The sequence below is a fragment of the Pseudomonas matsuisoli genome (assembly GCF_014647635.1).
In the GTDB taxonomy this organism is placed as follows: domain Bacteria; phylum Pseudomonadota; class Gammaproteobacteria; order Pseudomonadales; family Pseudomonadaceae; genus Pseudomonas_P; species Pseudomonas_P matsuisoli.
Genome location: NZ_BMPO01000006.1, coordinates 214951 through 229500 on the forward strand (window position 1 = coordinate 214951; position 14550 = coordinate 229500).

At 58.4% G+C, this 14550-nt stretch carries 17 protein-coding genes and 1 pseudogene; 9 read left to right on the forward strand and 9 right to left on the reverse strand.

Annotation, left to right across the window (positions count from 1 at the left end):
* Positions 1–144 precede the first annotated feature (144 nt).
* Positions 145–291, forward strand: a pseudogene (gene arfA, locus IEY47_RS14280) (alternative ribosome rescue factor ArfA); the annotation flags it as partial.
* A 43-nt stretch (positions 292–334) separates the two neighbouring features.
* Here arfA and IEY47_RS14285 read toward each other — a convergent pair.
* From IEY47_RS14285 to IEY47_RS14305, 5 genes are all read right to left on the reverse strand, one after another.
* Positions 335–1285, reverse strand: coding sequence for a class I SAM-dependent methyltransferase (locus IEY47_RS14285; protein WP_188983928.1), 951 nt, complete (start codon positions 1283–1285; stop codon positions 335–337).
* 199 nt (positions 1286–1484) lie between these two features.
* Positions 1485–2999 carry a tripartite tricarboxylate transporter permease gene (locus IEY47_RS14290; RefSeq protein ID WP_188983929.1) on the reverse strand — a complete coding sequence of 505 codons (1515 nt, stop codon included), beginning with the start codon at positions 2997–2999 and terminating at the stop codon, positions 1485–1487.
* A 3-nt stretch (positions 3000–3002) separates the two neighbouring features.
* On the reverse strand, positions 3003–3458 hold the full coding sequence (locus tag IEY47_RS14295) for a tripartite tricarboxylate transporter TctB family protein (protein WP_188983930.1): 456 nt from the start codon (positions 3456–3458) through the stop codon (positions 3003–3005).
* An 80-nt stretch (positions 3459–3538) separates the two neighbouring features.
* Positions 3539–4519: a Bug family tripartite tricarboxylate transporter substrate binding protein gene (locus tag IEY47_RS14300; RefSeq protein ID WP_188983931.1), complete on the reverse strand. Its 981-nt coding sequence runs from the start codon at positions 4517–4519 to the stop codon at positions 3539–3541.
* Positions 4520–4985: 466 nt separating this feature from the next.
* On the reverse strand, positions 4986–5966 hold the full coding sequence (locus IEY47_RS14305) for a Bug family tripartite tricarboxylate transporter substrate binding protein (RefSeq protein WP_188983932.1): 981 nt from the start codon (positions 5964–5966) through the stop codon (positions 4986–4988).
* Positions 5967–6591: 625 nt separating this feature from the next.
* On the opposite strand from IEY47_RS14305, the gene IEY47_RS14310 reads away from it, so the two are divergent.
* From IEY47_RS14310 to IEY47_RS14330, 5 genes are all read left to right on the forward strand, one after another.
* Complete coding sequence (locus tag IEY47_RS14310; protein ID WP_188983933.1) at positions 6592–7557, forward strand: hypothetical protein; 966 nt, start codon at positions 6592–6594, stop codon at positions 7555–7557.
* Positions 7554–8090 (forward strand): GTP-binding protein, encoded by a 537-nt coding sequence (locus IEY47_RS14315; RefSeq protein WP_188983934.1) that lies wholly within the window; start codon positions 7554–7556, stop codon positions 8088–8090. Before IEY47_RS14310 ends, IEY47_RS14315 begins: the two co-directional genes overlap by 4 nt.
* Positions 8087–8509: a roadblock/LC7 domain-containing protein gene (locus IEY47_RS14320; protein WP_188983935.1), complete on the forward strand. Its 423-nt coding sequence runs from the start codon at positions 8087–8089 to the stop codon at positions 8507–8509. Before IEY47_RS14315 ends, IEY47_RS14320 begins: the two co-directional genes overlap by 4 nt.
* A 33-nt stretch (positions 8510–8542) precedes the next feature.
* Positions 8543–8902, forward strand: a complete 360-nt coding sequence (locus tag IEY47_RS14325) for a hypothetical protein (protein ID WP_188983936.1) — start codon at positions 8543–8545, stop codon at positions 8900–8902.
* Positions 8903–9308: 406 nt separating this feature from the next.
* A complete protein-coding gene (locus IEY47_RS14330; RefSeq protein WP_188983937.1) occupies positions 9309–10061 on the forward strand; it encodes a phytanoyl-CoA dioxygenase family protein in 753 nt (250 codons plus the stop codon).
* 6 nt (positions 10062–10067) lie between these two features.
* Here IEY47_RS14330 and IEY47_RS14335 read toward each other — a convergent pair whose 3' ends face one another.
* Positions 10068–11357: an MFS family transporter gene (locus IEY47_RS14335; protein ID WP_188983938.1), complete on the reverse strand. Its 1290-nt coding sequence runs from the start codon at positions 11355–11357 to the stop codon at positions 10068–10070.
* Positions 11358–11490: 133 nt separating this feature from the next.
* Here IEY47_RS14335 and IEY47_RS14340 point away from each other — a divergent pair, with 133 nt between their 5' ends.
* Positions 11491–11979 (forward strand): LEA/WHy family protein, encoded by a 489-nt coding sequence (locus tag IEY47_RS14340; protein ID WP_188983939.1) that lies wholly within the window; start codon positions 11491–11493, stop codon positions 11977–11979.
* Between the two features lie 47 nt (positions 11980–12026).
* On the opposite strand, the gene fur is transcribed toward IEY47_RS14340, so the two are convergent.
* A complete protein-coding gene (fur, locus tag IEY47_RS14345; RefSeq protein WP_188983940.1) occupies positions 12027–12431 on the reverse strand; it encodes a ferric iron uptake transcriptional regulator in 405 nt (134 codons plus the stop codon).
* Between the two features lie 94 nt (positions 12432–12525).
* On the opposite strand from fur, the gene IEY47_RS14350 reads away from it, so the two are divergent.
* Positions 12526–13035: an outer membrane protein assembly factor BamE gene (locus IEY47_RS14350; RefSeq protein WP_188983941.1), complete on the forward strand. Its 510-nt coding sequence runs from the start codon at positions 12526–12528 to the stop codon at positions 13033–13035.
* Between the two features lie 74 nt (positions 13036–13109).
* Here IEY47_RS14350 and IEY47_RS14355 read toward each other — a convergent pair whose 3' ends face one another.
* Both IEY47_RS14355 and IEY47_RS14360 read right to left on the reverse strand, forming a co-directional pair.
* Positions 13110–13436, reverse strand: coding sequence for an RnfH family protein (locus IEY47_RS14355; RefSeq protein ID WP_188983942.1), 327 nt, complete (start codon positions 13434–13436; stop codon positions 13110–13112).
* Positions 13429–13863 (reverse strand): type II toxin-antitoxin system RatA family toxin, encoded by a 435-nt coding sequence (locus IEY47_RS14360; protein ID WP_188983943.1) that lies wholly within the window; start codon positions 13861–13863, stop codon positions 13429–13431. Before IEY47_RS14360 ends, IEY47_RS14355 begins: the two co-directional genes overlap by 8 nt.
* Before the next feature lie 203 nt (positions 13864–14066).
* Between IEY47_RS14360 and smpB the strand changes: the two genes are divergently transcribed.
* Positions 14067–14549, forward strand: a complete 483-nt coding sequence (gene smpB / locus IEY47_RS14365) for an SsrA-binding protein SmpB (RefSeq protein ID WP_188983944.1) — start codon at positions 14067–14069, stop codon at positions 14547–14549.
* Position 14550 lies beyond the last annotated feature (1 nt).

Here is a 14550-nt window from a genome sequence, read left to right on the forward strand (position 1 = left end):
ACCGGTGAGCGCCGCGCATGATGGACTTCCTTGGCTCTCATCGCCATGATGCACGGCGCGCGCGTGCGCGTTGCAATACGCACATCAACGCACATCACGCTCATGCCCCAAACGAAGTTCCCATACCTATTTCCAGGAGCCATCATGGCCAAAGAACCACGCCCAAATCGGGCCAAGTCACTTGTCAGCCAACCGCTGTTTCGCTGCCGACGAGAAAAACCCAAGAAAGGAAAAGGCAGCTACCGCCGCGAAGCCTCCCAGTCCCACGACTCGGAGGCTTCGGTCTTTCTGGGCACCTCGAAAACCTGCGGGTTTTTGCTGGGCAGCTCACGGGTCAGGCCACCGCTTCGATACGCTTGAACACCATCGCTTTCAGCCCACCCGTCGGGTCGATGTCGCTGAACTCCGGTGGATTCTCCAGACGCTGAACGAACTCGAACATCGTCGCCTCCTCCGTCATGCTGTCAATGATGAACCCGGGACCAACACCCGGATCGTTCACGCATGCCAGTACCGAAGCCCCTTCGCGGGTCAGCTCCGGCAGCTTGCGCAAAATTTTTCGGTAGTCGGACGTCAACGCGAAACTGCCCTTCTGGAACGACGGTGGATCGATGATCACAAGATCGTAAGGTCCGCCACGGCGAACCTTTCCCCATGACTTGAACAGCTCGTGCCCCAGAAAGCTCACCCGACTCAAGTCATGATCGTTAAGCCGATGATTCTCACGACCCTGGTTCAAGGCGGAGCGAGCCATGTCCAGGTTGACCACATGCTCGGCACCGCCCGCGATGGCGGCGACAGAAAAGCCACAGGTGTAGGCAAATAGGTTGAGCACCCGTCGTCCTTGCGCATGCGCCTTCACCCACTGACGGCCGTAGCGCATGTCGAGGAACAGACCTGCGTTCTGGTTTCGCCCAAGGGTCAGCCCGTACCGCAATCCATCCTCGTTGACGGTGTGCTGGCCTTGCGCATCCCCAGCGAGCCATTCGCATGCGGCTTCTGGCGTATAGCGGTGCTGAAGAGTCAGCGTATGGGCACCCGATGCAGCCCACCCCGGCGAAGCGGCAAGCGCCGTCAGATGCGCGCGCAGGGCTGTGGCGAAATCCGGCTCGACAGGCTTGAACAGCGAAACCAGCAACACTCCTTGCAGCCAGTCAACAGTGATGTGCTCGAGGCCAGGCCACCGACGACCGCGACCATGAAAAAGCCGTCGGGCTTCATCCGGCGCGCGCGAAAGAGCAGTCAGCAGATGCGTGCGTAACGTATCGAGGGCGTCGATGTTCATGCGCTGTCGTCCAGAAAACGGGGCGCCATCCTAGACGTAATTGCGGTGAAAGCCCACGCCGTCATCAGCGCAAAAAAACCGACGGCAGTCACCTGGCGTCGGTTAGGTACTTATTGAGACATAGCTTTTTGTAGGAGCTAGCCGGGCTGCAATCAGCCCGGCTGGCTCCTACAAAAGCGTGCTCCCTGGCTTCCAATCCTTAGGCTGCTGCATCCTCCGCACGACGCTCAGCACGGCGGCGGTACGTCCGCCAGATCGGCAACGCGATCATGCCGACGACCATTGCCCAGACCACCCAGGTGATCGGACTGGAGAACAGGATGCCCAGGTCACCATTGGAGATCGACAGCGCCCGGCGCAGGTTCTGCTCCATCAAGCCACCCAAGATGAAGCCCAGGAGGATCGCTGACAGCGGGAAGTCCATCTTGCGCAGGATGTAGCCTGCGACACCGATGCCGGTCATCAGGAACAGGTCGAACGTCGTCGCATGTACGGCGTAGACGCCGATCGAGGTAATGATCGCGATCGCGGGCACCAGCGCCCAGTAAGGCACCGCAAGGATCTTGGTGAAGAACTTGATCAGCGGAATGTTCATCACGATCAGCATCGTGTTCGCCACGAACAAAGATGCAATCAGGCCCCAAACGATTTCCGGCTGGTTCTGGAACAGCAGCGGACCGGGGGTAATGTTGTACAGCGTCAAGGCACCGATCATGACTGCGGTCGTACCCGATCCAGGAATACCTAATGTGAGCATGGGCACCATGGAACCACACGCGGAGGCACTGTTCGCCGTTTCAGGTGCAGCAAGGCCGCGCAGGTCGCCGTTACCGAACTTATTGTCCTTACTGGCTAGGCGCTTTTCACTCATGTACGTGACCGCACTGGCGAGCGTAGCGCCCGCGCCCGGCAGCACACCGATGACGAAACCGGCAATCCCGCTCCGAATGTTCGTTGCCAGTACGAACATCATCTCTTTGACGTTGAACAACATGCGTCCACTCGCCTTCACCGCCTGCTCGCCATGGTGCGTACGCTCCAGCAGCACGAGGATCTCGCTGACTGAGAACAGTCCCAGCACCAGCACGACGAACTGGATACCGTCGGCCAGGCCAAGGCTGCCGAAGGTGAAGCGATACACGCCGCTGTTAGCGTCGATACCGATGCAGGACAGGAACAAGCCAATGCAGGCTGCAATAGCAGTCTTCACTGGTTTGTCGCCGGCCATGCCCGCCAGGCAGACGATAGCGAAAATCATCAACACGAAATATTCGGCCGGCCCGAACGCCACGGCCCACTTCGCCAGTAACGGTGCGAATAGCACGACGCCAGTGGTCGCCATGAGACCGCCGACAAACGAACTCCATGCCGAAATCGACAAGGCAACACCGGCTTTGCCCTGTTGGGCGAGCGGGTAACCGTCGAAAGCCGTCACGACGGCGGAGGCTTCACCCGGAATATTCAGCAGGATGGAGGAGATCCGCCCGCCGTACTCGCAACCAAGATAGACCGCGGCCAATAGGATCAGCGCCGTTTCCGGCGGCAAGCCCAAGGCGAATGCGATCGGAATGAGCAGCGCGACGCCATTGATCGGGCCCAGTCCCGGTAGCAGCCCGACGATAGTCCCGATGAAGGTACCGCACAGCGCGGTCAGCAAATTGTAGGGGCTCAATGCAACGCCGAAGCCTTGCCCCAGATAACCGAATGTATCCATGGACTAAATCTCCAGAGACGAAAGAATGCCGAGCGGTAGCGGCACATCGAGCAGCTTGTCGAACAGCAGGTACATACCAACGCCCAGCAATAGCCCGGCGATCACGCTGGCGCGCCAGGAGCCGCCGTAGAGCCGTGCCATGCCGATGGCGAAAACCGTGCTGGCCGGAATGAAGCCCAGTAATTCGAACACCGCCGCGTAGATCACGAGCAGCACGACGCAGGTCGTGACCTTGCGAACCACATGACGATCGAGCGGCGGTTCGTTGGAAACGGCGTGGGCGCTTGCAGGCTTCACCAGCAGGTAGATACCGCCAAGTGCCAAAAGGCTCAGCAGTAGCAAGGGATAAGCCCGGGGGCCAACGGGCTCGTAGGAAAAGGGGGCCTGATACCCCCATGCCGAGAGTGCAAGCCCGATGCTTGCAACCAACAGCACTACGCCGAAAATACGTTGAGACATGACAGATCCTCAATTGTCCGCCAATTGCGGAAAGACACGAATCGCCAGGGCCGAGGACCGGCCCTGGCGACGTGGAGGCCTTATTGAGTCAGGCCAAATTCCTTGGCCATCCCGCGGTAATGCGCGACGCGCTCCTTGACGTATGCGTCGAGTTCGTCCCCAGTCATGGCGAATGGATAAAGCTCGCGATCTTCCCGCAGTTTCTTGAAGTCATCCGACGCCAGCAGCTTGTCGAACGCGTCCTTCCACCAAGCGTAGGCCTCGTCGGTCACTTTTGGCCCAACGTAGAAGCCGCGGATCACCGGCCACTCGACGTCATAGCCCTGCTCTTTCGCCGTTGGAATCTCCGAGACGGTTTCACCCGGCAGGCGCTTGTCGGCCAGGACCGCAAGAATGCGCATGTCGCCTGCTTCCACGTGCGGCACCGAGTCGGCGATGTCAGTACTGGCTACCTGGATGTGGCCGCCCAACAACGCGGTAGCGAGCTCGCCACCCCCTTCCATCGCAACGTAGCGCATCTGTTTAGGATCGATACCGCCCGCCTTGGCGACCATCGCCGTCTGCATCCAGTCCTGGCTACCTACCGTGCCGCCAGCGCCGATAACCACGCTACCTGGGTTTTTCTTGATCGCGGCCAGCAGATCATCCAGCGTCTTGTACGGCGAATCTGCTCTGACCGCGATTGCGCCGTAGCTGGTGCCAACAGCCGCCAACCACTTCACCGCGCTCTCGTCGAAACGGCCGAACTTGCCTTGCGCCAGGTTCAGCAGCGAACCGCTGGAAAACGCGGTAATGGTGCCCTCGTCCGCCGGACGCTGGGCAACAACTGCGTTATAGGCAACAGCGCCAATACCACCTGGCATGTAGGTGACGCGCATGGGAGAGGACAGCAGTTTTTCCTGTACCAATGCGCTCTGCGCCAGCTTGCAGGTCAAGTCGAAGCCACCTCCAGGCGCTGCCGGGGCGATGCATTCGGGACGGCGCGGCTCGTCGGCGAGGGCCTGACCCGCAAACAGTGCGCAAGTCGCGGAAAAAAAGAGGGTTTGCAGTGTGAGTTTCATCGAGTGTTCCTTTTGTTTTTGTCGTTACCAATCAACGTACTGCCTTACTCCGCTATGGAGTGGCGGCACGAACGAAGGACGCAGCGGCAGGCTCAGGACATGCGGGGTCCCAGATTGACCACGGTCTTGAATGAGATAGGGGATGGAGCGAGCGCGTGGAGCGCGGCGTAGATCGATAGGTGTCCAGCAACGAAAGGCATCGCAGGAAATCTCCGGTGTTGTTCTTGTTTTAGCGGTCTCATCAAGAAGACCGTCCACCGGCTACGCCGGACACTGAATAGTTACGACATAAACCTTTCGCGAAACTTTCACCAACCCTTCAAAAGGCTTTCAAACGGACGACCGTCAATATATTCCGCGAGTTTCCGGCACAGTTGTAGCGGCAAAAGTCGTGCTGCCAAAGCCACGTTGGGGCAGCACGACCTACAACGTGTCGTACGAGGCCATATCTGGCGCCCGGTATCGTTCACTGGGTAAGGCCAAACTCTTGCGCCATTGTGCGGTAACGGGCGACCTGCTCCTTGACATACGCATTGAGCTCGTCGCCGGTCATGCCATAGGGATAAAGCTCTCGCTGCTCGCGCAATTTGGCGAAATCTTCGGACGCCAGCAGCTTATCGAATGCCGCCTTCCACCACGCGTAAGCCTCGTCGCTCACTTTCGGGCCAACATAGAAGCCGCGGATCACTGGCCACTCCACGTCGTATCCCTGCTCTTTCGCCGTAGGAATCTGCGAGACAGTCTTGCCCGGCAGCCGCTTGTCGGCGAGTACTGCAAGGATGCGCATGTCGCCCGCTTCGACGTGGGGAACGGAATCCGCGATATCAGTGCTGGCCACTTGGATGTGGCCACCCAGTAAAGCGGTCGCGAGTTCTCCACCGCCCTCCATGGCGACGTAACGCATCTGCTTCGGATCGATGCCACCGGCCTTGGCGACCATCGCCGTTTGCATCCAGTCCTGGCTACCAACCGTGCCGCCTGCGCCAATCACGACGCCGCCAGGGTTCTGTTTGATCGCCGCTACCAGATCATCCAGGCTCTTGTAGGGCGAATCCGCGCGTACGGCGATGGCGCCATAGCTTGCACCCACCGCTGCCAGCCACTTGACGGCGCTTTCATCGAAACGTCCGAACTTACCCTGCGCAAGGTTCAACAAAGAGCCACTGGAAAATGCCGTGATGGTACCGACCTCCGCGGGCCGCTGAGCAACGACGGCGTTGTAGGCCACCGCGCCGATGCCACCAGGCATGTACGTCACGCGCATGGGCGAGGACAGCAGTTTTTCCTGCACCAGCGCGCTTTGCGCAAGCTTGCATGTTAGGTCGAAACCTCCGCCAGGCGCGGCGGGCGCAATACACTCGGGTCGGCGCGGCTCGTCTGCAGTTGCATATACCGCAAACAGCGCGCAGGCGGTCGAAAGCAAAAAGTGGTGAATATGACGCTTCATAACTCATTCCTCATTGTTTTTGTTGTTACAAGAATGGGTAGCAGATTAGAGCCTTACGTTTGAAGCGACCAATGACCGACGCACGCAACGCTCGGGCACACGGTGCGAGAACGCAGCGGCGCTTGCAAGATGGAAAATCAGTGGATTAGAGACCGGCACCGCTCCTGAAGATTGAAAGATACACCTGCATCCGACTGAGTAGTCAGTGGCATGACTTACCGTCGTATTTTCGGTTAGCGCATAGCCGGAAGACGCACGCTATCGAGAAACAATGCCAGAAGAGGGGCAGGTGCTGGCCCACGAGCGACCTTTGCAATCGGAACCTCTTGTAGAGGAAACGGTCGTAGCGCAGCGTTCAATGGGCATCGTTCAGTTCGCTTGCCTGTAATAGAAGTGAGAGCCAGCGCACGCTCTGGGATCTTTTCCGGACGTACTGCCGTCACGCTCTGATTCAGGTCGTCTAGGATAGGCGCCTTCTGGAGGGCTACAGATTCAAATGTCGCCCATCCAGAGTAATTGACCGCGCGGCTATCTGTAGGAGACGAGCAGAACCAAGCGAGCGCAATATAGTGTCACTTTGACATTGAGCTCCGCACCGCGCCTGGTTCAGGCAGGGATGTAACAGATGGAAGTCATTCGCGACGAAGGCAATCAGCCTTCGCCCCCCAAAGAAGCACCGCTGATGAGCATAGGAACATTTCGGGTCGCTTGCCGAGGATTCGGGGAGCATGAACAGCGTCTGCTGCAGCAGCAACTGAAGATGCTGCGCGGCAGGACGGAGATGGAGTGGCACTATGTTGGCGACGACCGTACGGCCGAGCTGACACTGCTGCGCGACGAGAATCAACCAGCATCTTCCGTCGTAGCCGTATTCAAGGACGGCAGGTTCACCATGCGTCATTCAGTCGAATGGCCGCTGCGCATTTTTGGACTGTATGACTTGCTAACCGACTGCGAGCGCGATCTGGCGCAACATACGCCCGCTACGGTGCCTGCACTATCGATACGGCTTTCCAAGATCGTCTCGGCGACTTATTACGATCACGAAGGACTGAGCTTCGTCATCCTTCCGCATGAAGACAGCCTGTATTGCGACATCGACGACTTTGAAACGCTGGTAGAGCGGATGGCCGCCCTGCCGGAAGAATTGACTGCCGCGCCGCTGAACAGCGCGCCCGGTAAGCAGACGCTACAGCATGCCTACTCGCTGAAACGCATCATTTGGGCGCTTTGCCTGGCCGAGCCGGCGCCGATCGACCAGCTCGAAGGTGCGGAGGCAACGGAGTACCGGATCGCAGCCTGGCCGGACTACGGCGAATGGAAAAGCTCGCCTGCGTTGCTGAGGCTCGCCGCACTGTACAGCCGCCAATACGCGACGGTCGCTGAAGGCGTGGAGTTCGCCCGCACATCGACCGAAGATGTCGTGGCGTTCCTCAATGCTTGCGAGCGCTGCGCATTAGGCGTATCAGCGCGCAATGGCCGGCCGAAGCCCGCTATTCCCGCGCGCCCTACGGAAAAAAACCAGGAAGGATTGCTGCTACGTTTACGCAAGCGGCTAGGAATGGCATTCGGAAAATCTAATCAGACATGAAAATACTTTTCATAGGCCCGATGGGGGCCGGAAAAACCACCGCCATTCATTCTGTCAGCGACATTCCGCCGGTAAATACCGAAGCAGAAAACACCGACGCAGCACAGCATTCAAAAGCGACGACGACGGTCGCGATGGATTACGGTGAAATCCATCTGGACGAAGGCGATACCGTTGCGCTCTATGGCATTCCCGGCCAGAACCGATTTGCCTTCATGTGGCCGATCTTGGGTGAAGGTGCGATGGGCGCGGTGCTGCTCCTGGATCACTCCCGTGCCGATAGCCTGGAAACATTGACCACTTACCTGGATGCGTTCCCGGCGCTGGTCGAGCGTGGTGCCTTGGTAATCGCAGTGGGACACACGCAGCAGAAACAATCCGAAGTGCTTCCCGCCTACCGCGATATCCTGGCCGGCCGAAGTCTTGCGCTGCCGCTGTTCGTTACCGATGTGCGAGAGAAGCGCAACGTGTTGCTGCTGATCGAGACCCTCATTGCCAACGCCGAAGTCAATCAGCTACAGGACGCGCTATGAACGCCCCGACCATTTCCTCCCCGCTTCGCACCATGTGCTTGGGACATCTGGAAACGCTGCAGAAGGTCGACCACTTCCGCATGGCTGCCGTGTGCTCGACCGATGGCTTCCCCATTGCGACATTGGGCGCGGATCCACAGCAAAGCCGCCGAACGACGGCTATGGCTGCAGCGCTGGACGGCTTGAGTAAATCGATCACTCAGGAACTGTCGCTCGGCACGCTCGAAGGCACCGTATTGGAATGCGAACTTGGTTTGGTGCTGTGCCGTCAGGTGCACGCTTCTAACCGCAACCTGGTTTTGCTCATGGTGTTGAGCGAACAGGCAACTTACGGCCAGGCGCTCTGGGCGATCAAGAACACCGCCCGAGAAATGGCTGCGTCTCTACAGCAACTGGTTGAGCAGAACGCCAGCCTGTAAACCAACAACCCTTACCGCTCAAAGGAAATTGCAATGGCAAGCCTTACCGAAACACTGAGTCTCCTGCTGGATATCGATGGCGCAATGGCCGCCTCCGTCGTGGACTACTCCAGTGGCATGCTGCTCGGCTCTGTTGGCCAGGGCGTTGACATGGAGCTCGCTGCCGCAGGTAACACCGAGGTGGTGCGCGCCAAACTCAAAGTCATGAAGATGCTCGGTCTCAACGAGAACATCGAGGACATCCTCATCACACTGGGCTCGCAATACCACCTCATTCGCCCGCTGACGCAAACCAACGAGCTGTTCGTGTACTACGTACTCGACAAATCCAAGGCCAACCTCGCCCTGGCTCGTCGCAAGCTGCAATCCGTCGAAAGCCAGATCTCGGTTTGACGACACTGGCAGTGCCGGCTCCCCTGGCACTGCCCTCCTCCATGCTCTATTGGCCTGCCTCGCACGCGACCCAGTCGCTCGCGCTCATCTTGCAAGCCAACTAGAACACTTCCTTTGGCGTTGACACGCCGGAAGAATGTTCCCAGCACCGACCCCATGCCCCGCCATTACATTTCATGCGAACACCCCCGTGAAGCCGCGTCTCCGCGCGTATTCAAATCTCCCTGATATTCAAGGCACCAACGGTCCGCGCTGGCGCATGCAGTGCAGGAAAGGTAACCGCCGCCTGGCTGCCTCCTGCGGTAGCACATACGCGTAAACACTTCTACGCTCAGCCTGATAGCGATCGCGGCGAACCGGACGGTTTTACGCGTCTATCGATTAGCATGCGAGAGGCTTGCAACCCATGTACGACCTGACTGCAACCCGGCTGGCTGCACTGCATGAACAGGGCTTCACGCTGTTGCCCGGAGTACTTCACGCGGACCAGATAGACGCGGTGAAACAGGCCATCGATGAGCTGAGCCCCATTCATTGGGACTACACGGGCCTCGTGGACCATTACAAATGCGTGTTCAACCGCGCCGCGCACTGGCTTCGTTACCTCGACCTACCTGGCGTCATCGAGCTCGCGGAGGCCGCGTTGGGCAGCGACTGCCATGTCGTCGGCCAAACCGCCTGGCGCTCGCACCCTGGCTTCATCGGCGCAGACCTCCACCTCGACTACCTGCCGATGCCATTGCCTGAAACATGGCTGAGCGACCCGTCGTTCGAGCTGCCAATGCTGCTGTGCACCGCGATGATCTATCTGGACGATATCGACGAAGCACTGTGCCCCACCTACGTGGTGCCACGCAGCCACCGCAGCGGTCGCGCGCCTCGACCCGGTGAGGAGGGTTGGAATGGCCACGTGCCCGAACCGGTACTCTGCCGGGCCGGCGACGTGCTGTTCTTGCGCAGCGATGTGTGGCATGCGGGCAGTCGCAACGCGTCCAGCGACCGCACACGCTACTTGCTCCAGGTCCATTACGGACGACGCATGGTGGCGCAGAAGTTCTCACCTTATCTGGCCTTCACCTTCAATCCAGAGGTGTTGGCCGCGGCAACGAAACGCCAGCGCCGCCTGCTTGGAGAGCATGTAGAGGCAGAGTACGACTAAGGCTGTTCACAGGTCGTGATGCAGATAACTCGCCTGACGCGGCAAGCGCATGCTCACGAAGAACGCCAGCACCATCATGACCGTTACGTAGCCATAAAACGCTGACTCCATGTCCAGGCTCTTGAGACCCAACGCTGCGTACTCCGCCGAGCCACCAAACACCGCATTCGCAATGGCATAGGACAGACCGACCCCTAGCGCCCGAACCTCCGGCGGAAACATTTCGGCCTTTACGAGACCCGCAATCGAGGTGTAGAAGCTGACGATTGCCATGGCTACGACGATCAGGCCAAACGCCAGGAATGGATTGGTCGTATGGGCGATTGCCGTCATCAATGGCCAGGTGCCAACGGCACCAAGGCCACCAAATAGCATCATCGATGCGCGGCGTCCGATGCGATCGGACAGCATGCCGAAGAACGGCTGCATGACCATGAACACCAGTAGTGCGCAAGTCATGATGGCGCTTGCGACCTTGGCATCCAAGCCCGACGTATTGACCAGATACTTCTGCATGTAGGTCGTGAAGGTGTAGAAGATCAGCGAGCCGCCTGCGGTGTAGCCGAGCACGGTGAAAAAAGCAGCCTTGTGGTGCTTGAAAATGCCCGAAATCGTACCCGAGTCCTCGCGCTTCATATCTTCGGTTTTCGCCGTTTCGTTGAGCGACCGGCGCAGGACCAACGAGATGAGCGCAGCGATAGCTCCAACCACGAAGGGAATGCGCCAGCCCCACGCGCGCAGCTCGTCTTCGGCCAGCAACTGCTGAAGAATCACCACGACCAATACCGCAAGCAGCTGACCGCCGATGAGCGTGACGTACTGGAAAGAGGCGAAAAAGCCACGCTGCCCTTTCAATGCGACCTCACTCATATAGGTCGCGGTGGTGCCGTACTCGCCGCCGACCGAAATGCCCTGGAACATCCGCGCCGCCAAGAGCAGTGCAGGCGCCCACATGCCAATGCTTTCGTAAGTCGGCAAACAGGCAATGAACAACGATCCGGCACACATCATCAGCACGGAAATGACCATCGACGTCTTACGGCCTTTGCGATCCGCAATGCGACCGAAGATCCAGCTTCCAATCGGACGCATCAGGAACCCAGCGGCAAACACACCCGCGGTGTTCAGTAACTGGACGGTGGGGTCACTCTTGGGGAAGAACGCGCCAGCGAAATAGATCGCACAAAACGCGTAGACGTAGAAGTCGAACCACTCCACGAGATTGCCCGAAGAGGCTCCGACAATTGCGAACACACGTTTCTTGCGCTCTTCCAGCGAATAATGCGGTGAAGTCATCAGGCCATTCCATCGGTAAGGATAGGCATGTCGACTGTTACACAATGTTTCCGTTCAATTGATTGCTGCCTATCCCTATCCAGCCGAAGCGTCAACCACGCAACCTGCGCCGGCGCTGCAGGTCCTATCTCCCATGAACATCACGATTGCTTATACCCGTCTAGGTTGGCTCGTATTCACGGCACTGCTCCTGTTTCTTTCAGGTTGCAACTCACTGACTGGAAGAGAGCCACTTACCGTCAATCTGGTGGACGTAGCGCCGCTGGCTGGGGGCAATCTCGAAGTTCGCTTCGCCTTGGAGTTACGCTTCCAGAACCCCAACGCGGATGCGCTCAACTATGACGGGGTGTCGCTCGCGCTGGATTTGAACGGTAAGCAACTGGCCCGTGGCGTCAGTGACGCGAAAGGCAAGGTTCCCGGCTTTGGCGAGACGCTCGTTACCGTTCCAATGAGCATTTCGGCGTTCTCAGCGCTTCAGCAGGCGTGGGCGGCGTCTCGGAATGTCACGAGCGAGGCCTTGCCATACCGTCTGTCCGGGCGACTGGGTGGCGGTTTTCTCGGCAACCGGCGGTTCGTCGACGAAGGCACGTTGACGTGGCCGGATTTCGAAAATCGTCGCTAAACGAAAAAAGCGGCTCTAGGGCCGCTTCTTTGAAAACGCTGTTTGCGTTATTTCGATTTACGCACGTAGAGAACGAGATTGTGGTCGACCAGCTCGAAACCGTGCTCTTCCACGATTTCCTTCTGGCGCTTCTCGATTTCAGCATCCATGAACTCGATCACCTCACCCGTATCGACGCACACCATGTGATCGTGGTGACCGCCGTCCGCCAGCTCGAACACCGCATGGCCACCATCGAAGTTATGGCGAACGACAAGTCCGGCAGCTTCGAATTGAGTCAACACGCGATATACGGTGGCCAGACCGACGTCCTCGCCCGCATCCATCAACGCTTTGTAAACGTCCTCTGCGCTCATATGACGCTGGTCTGCCGTGTCCAGCATCTGCAGGATCTTGACCCGCGGCAGGGTTACCTTGAGGCCAGCTTTGCGCAGTTCGTTATTTTCTACCATGTTTGCTTTCTCGCGGATGCTGCTTCGCAGCTCCCAGTAATGCGGGTATGATCGGGGCTTCGTGCCAAGCCAAGATAGTGGAAGTCACCCACCGATGCAAAACGCCAAGCTAATGCTCTCCAGTCTCGCTTTTACAGGGCTGGTGGCACTCGCCGGTTGTTCATTCCCCGGGGTCTACAAGATCGACATTCAGCAAGGCAATGTCGTGACGCAGGATATGATAGACCAGTTACGCCCTGGAATGACCCGCAGTCAAGTAAGGTTTATTATGGGGAACCCGCTGATCTCGGACACCTTCCATCCGACGCGTTGGGACTATCTCTATAGCCTGCAACCCGGTGGCGGTCAGCGTCAGCAAGAGCGTGTCAGCTTGCAGTTCAATGAAAGCGATCAACTCGTTGCACTCGAAGGTGACTTCATGCCGGGCGTCAGCCGCGATGAAGCGATTCTCGGCCAGGACGGATCCACCGTTTCCCCTGCCACGCAACCTGCAGAGCAAAAACCCGCACCGGGCTCGCTCGAAGAGGAAATCCAGCGTGACATCGATACGGTCGAGCCGTTTCCGGTACCGACGCCAGAACCCCTCGATACCAACCCGAACTGATCTACGCCCGAATCCAGCTCATCGTATTGATCTGGGTTCGAGGCGAGTTCCGCCAGGTTAGTGGCAGCATCGGGTCAAGCGTTGCAATCTTTCTGACCGGCCGTTGCCGCTGATCGCGCTGCGCGTCTCTTGCGTGCTTCTTTGGGATCGGCCAAAAGCGGTCGATAGACCTCGATACGGTCCCCATCACTCACTGCCCGCTCGTTAGCGTTGTCGATACGACGCCCGTACAGCCCTAGCGGCGCCTCGCTCATGTCGATCGAGGGAAAATCACGCTCGATTCCAGAAATTAAGACGGCCTGACGCAGCGTCGTTCCCGGTGTGACGTTCAAGGTCAATAGACGTTGCGATTCGGCCGTGGCGCAGGCCACTTCGACACGCACCAATGACTCGTCAGCCATACAGCAGCTTCGCGCGCTGGCAAAACGCGTCCACCAACGTATTCGCTGCTTGATTGAATAGCGGCCCCAGCGTCGCGCGGATCACGGGCCCAGCATAGTCGAAGGAGAGATCCAGGCTGATCTTGCACGCTTTGTCGGTAAGCGGTTTGAAGGTCCAGACGCCGTGAAGTTGGCTGAACGGCCCCTCTTCGAGGTCCATGACAATGGATTGCCCCGGCTCCAGCGTGTTGCGAGTCACGAAATGCTGGCTGATGCCCGCTTTAGCAACAGAAAGACGCGCACGCATGAGGCGATCGTCATGCTCCAGGATTTGCGTGTCCGAGCACCACGGCAGGAACTCTGGATAACGCGCAACGTCGTTAACCAGTTCGAACATGGATTGTGCAGGATAAGGTAACAGCGCCGAGCGCTGGATATGGGTCGTCATGCTAACTCCGTCAACTCCTCGTTTACGACGGGCCCACCGCGTTACCGAGTAGTCGACACGAAATGAGCAACGTCCGGCATGCCCTGGCATGCGACCGAAGAGGAAATATTGTCCGGCATTCATCCTCATGCCTCAAGCACAGCCTTCCACAACCCTCGAGACCAGTCGCCATGCGCCTGGCAACTCCCTATAATGCGGCCCCTATGGCTAAACAGAAGAAACAACCTCAAGGCACCATCGCGCTGAACAAAAAGGCGCTGCATGACTATTTCGTCGAAGACAAATTCGAAGCCGGACTCGCGCTAGCGGGTTGGGAAGTGAAAAGTCTACGCGCCGGAAAAGCTCAATTGGTGGACAGCTACGTCCTGCTCAAAGACGGCGAAGCCTGGCTGCTGGGGAGTCACATCACCCCATTGAAGACGGCAAGCACTCATGTGATTGCCGACCCTACGCGCACGCGCAAGTTGCTTCTGCACAAGCGAGAACTGGGCAAACTGTTCGGTGCAGTACAGGCGAAAGGTCATACCTGCGTAGCATTGGCTCTGTACTGGAAGAAGCACCTGATCAAGTGCGAGATTGCTCTCGTTAAAGGCAAGAAGGAATTCGACAAGCGCGCGACGGAACGTGAACGCGATTCGGATCGCGAGATTCAGCGGGCAATGCGCACCAAAGGCAAGGACGAGTAAT

What these genes read in the sequence shown, in the direction of transcription:
- IEY47_RS14360 (WP_188983943.1), bottom strand. Translation starts at nt 13,863, where the DNA reads ATGACGACCCATATCCAGCGCTCGGCGCTGTTACCTTATCCTGCACAA.
- IEY47_RS14335 (WP_188983938.1), bottom strand. Translation starts at nt 11,357, where the DNA reads ATGACTTCACCGCATTATTCGCTGGAAGAGCGCAAGAAACGTGTGTTC.
- IEY47_RS14305 (WP_188983932.1), bottom strand. Translation starts at nt 5,966, where the DNA reads ATGAAGCGTCATATTCACCACTTTTTGCTTTCGACCGCCTGCGCGCTG.
- IEY47_RS14310 (WP_188983933.1), top strand. Translation starts at nt 6,592, where the DNA reads ATGGAAGTCATTCGCGACGAAGGCAATCAGCCTTCGCCCCCCAAAGAA.
- IEY47_RS14355 (WP_188983942.1), bottom strand. Translation starts at nt 13,436, where the DNA reads ATGGCTGACGAGTCATTGGTGCGTGTCGAAGTGGCCTGCGCCACGGCC.
- IEY47_RS14325 (WP_188983936.1), top strand. Translation starts at nt 8,543, where the DNA reads ATGGCAAGCCTTACCGAAACACTGAGTCTCCTGCTGGATATCGATGGC.
- IEY47_RS14315 (WP_188983934.1), top strand. Translation starts at nt 7,554, where the DNA reads ATGAAAATACTTTTCATAGGCCCGATGGGGGCCGGAAAAACCACCGCC.
- IEY47_RS14350 (WP_188983941.1), top strand. Translation starts at nt 12,526, where the DNA reads ATGCAAAACGCCAAGCTAATGCTCTCCAGTCTCGCTTTTACAGGGCTG.
- IEY47_RS14295 (WP_188983930.1), bottom strand. Translation starts at nt 3,458, where the DNA reads ATGTCTCAACGTATTTTCGGCGTAGTGCTGTTGGTTGCAAGCATCGGG.
- IEY47_RS14340 (WP_188983939.1), top strand. Translation starts at nt 11,491, where the DNA reads ATGAACATCACGATTGCTTATACCCGTCTAGGTTGGCTCGTATTCACG.
- IEY47_RS14330 (WP_188983937.1), top strand. Translation starts at nt 9,309, where the DNA reads ATGTACGACCTGACTGCAACCCGGCTGGCTGCACTGCATGAACAGGGC.
- IEY47_RS14285 (WP_188983928.1), bottom strand. Translation starts at nt 1,285, where the DNA reads ATGAACATCGACGCCCTCGATACGTTACGCACGCATCTGCTGACTGCT.
- IEY47_RS14290 (WP_188983929.1), bottom strand. Translation starts at nt 2,999, where the DNA reads ATGGATACATTCGGTTATCTGGGGCAAGGCTTCGGCGTTGCATTGAGC.
- IEY47_RS14300 (WP_188983931.1), bottom strand. Translation starts at nt 4,519, where the DNA reads ATGAAACTCACACTGCAAACCCTCTTTTTTTCCGCGACTTGCGCACTG.
- smpB (WP_188983944.1), top strand. Translation starts at nt 14,067, where the DNA reads ATGGCTAAACAGAAGAAACAACCTCAAGGCACCATCGCGCTGAACAAA.
- fur (WP_188983940.1), bottom strand. Translation starts at nt 12,431, where the DNA reads ATGGTAGAAAATAACGAACTGCGCAAAGCTGGCCTCAAGGTAACCCTG.
- IEY47_RS14320 (WP_188983935.1), top strand. Translation starts at nt 8,087, where the DNA reads ATGAACGCCCCGACCATTTCCTCCCCGCTTCGCACCATGTGCTTGGGA.